This window comes from Lapidilactobacillus bayanensis, assembly GCF_003946695.1.
GTDB lineage: Bacteria > Bacillota > Bacilli > Lactobacillales > Lactobacillaceae > Lapidilactobacillus > Lapidilactobacillus bayanensis.
Genome location: NZ_RHOX01000057.1, coordinates 1 through 1,909, shown reverse-complemented (window position 1 = coordinate 1,909; position 1,909 = coordinate 1). Strand labels below are relative to the sequence as shown.

Sequence of the window (1,909 nt, the reverse complement as noted above, 5' to 3'; positions counted from 1 at the left end):
AATCGAGTAGGAGGTAATTGATTAATTCAATTACCGACCTCTCACACCACCGTACGTACGGTTCCGTATACGGCGGTTCAGTAATTTAAGCATTTTGAATAGATTGGAATAACCGGGACAGATTAATTAGCCCTCGTTTTTCCAGTTTTTCATTTGTTAACGTATATAGAAGTGTTTTACTATGTGCTATCCGCCAGTAACCTTTATGAGTACTGGCAAACTTGTGTGCATCCTCGCCATCCATCCCTAATCTTCTTAGGTTGGTTTCTTTTGTTTTTATTTTCTTCCACGATTTCCAGTAGTATTGTCGAATTCTTGAGCGTAGCCACGCATCTAGACGGTATAAGAACCCCGTCATCTTTCCTGTGGCATAATATTGAATCCAGCCACGCATTTTACGTGTGATTTCCTTGAACATTCGTTCAAGGGAGATACAACGATTACGCTTAGTAAGTGCTTTTAATTCCCACTTTACTCGTTGTTGCGCCTGCTTAGCTGGACGTGGATATGCACCACCATGGCCAACTCCAAGGGAAAAGCCGAGGAATTTCAACCTAAGCGGTGAGCCAACCATACTCTTTTCACGATTAACAGTTACTTTGAGTTGCTTTTCCAGAAAACGACTTGTACTTTCAAGTACTCGATAGCCTGCTCGTTTACTTTTGACATAAATATTGCAGTCATCCGCATACCGAACAAAGTGCAGTCCTCTCTCGGTCAGAACTTTATCTAACTCATTCAGATAGATATTCGCTAATAACGGAGAAAGAGGCCCACCTTGCGGTGTTCCAACCACACTGGCTTCAAAACTTGAACCATTCATAACACCACTAGTTAGAAACTTACGAATAAGTTTAAGTAGCCAGGAGTCATCAATATATTGTCCAATATACTTGATTAATAAATCGTGGTTAATCGTATCAAAGTACGATTTCAAGTCAAGGTCAACCACAAAGTGGTAACCCTTGTTATAAAGCGTCACAACTTGTCTTATTGCGTCGTGAGCACTACGGTTCGGACGAAAACCAAAACTGTCATCTGAGAAGACTCGTTCAAAGATTGGAGACATCACTTGGGCAATTGCTTGTTGTATCAAACGGTCAATCACCGTTGGTACGCCAAGTTTTCGCATACCACCATTTGGTTTGGGAATTCTCACTCGTTTGACCGCTTCTGGTTTGTATGTCCCATCCTTTAATCGCTGAATCAACTCAATTTTATGGGTTTTCAGATAGCCTAACAGATCATTGACAGTCATACCGTCAATGCCTGCCACTCCTTTGTTACGCACAACTCGCTGATAGGCCAAGTTTAAATTATTTCGGTCCAATACAAGTTGTTCAAATTTAATGCCACTCACTTTCGTAGTTTCATTAGAAACTATACTACGCGCCCCAGCTTGCTTTTGGTCTTCCAGACCCGTTTTACACTGGCGGTCAGCTTTATTTTCTGTTTTCTGCGATCGTCGCATAGTTTCCATCTCCTTACTAAATATGAGTTATTACTGTTCGGTCCTTCGTGACGAAGTCACTACTATGACCTCGGCTGACTCCTGATAAACTCAGTATCTCATCACTGAAATAGTTGTCCTGTAGAACTTAGGTGTTCTTCTTGTCGGGGCTTGTTTACCAGGTCTCCCCGGGTAAGACTGTTATCTTTCATACCATGTCACTGTTGGCTTTACCGAATGTAACTTCGAGTAGTATTGGACTTCAGTTTGTTTGGCGACCTTATCCAGTTGCACCCGGCCTTCTAGCCACTTCTTGTTCATCAGTGCAGTATTTTGTCTAGGACTTCCTTCAGATTCCCCCTCACGGTGGACACCCTTGTCTTCGACTTATGATTCCGACTACTACGGCTCATAGCGGACTTTCACCGCCTAGATAACAATCATGCCGAGCGCACCAAA

1 protein-coding gene is annotated in these 1,909 nt (G+C 42.5%); it reads right to left on the bottom strand.

All coding sequences use genetic code 11. The annotated features are described in order from the left end of the window. Positions 1-85: 85 nt before the first annotated feature. Entirely contained in the window at positions 86-1,471 is a 1,386-nt protein-coding gene (gene ltrA / locus EKM65_RS11050) for a group II intron reverse transcriptase/maturase (protein ID WP_125608462.1), read from the bottom strand. Positions 1,472-1,909 lie beyond the last annotated feature (438 nt).

Excerpts from the sequence above, each read along its gene's own strand:
- ltrA (WP_125608462.1), bottom strand. The coding sequence starts at position 1,471 with ATGCGACGATCGCAGAAAACAGAAAATAAAGCTGACCGCCAGTGTAAA.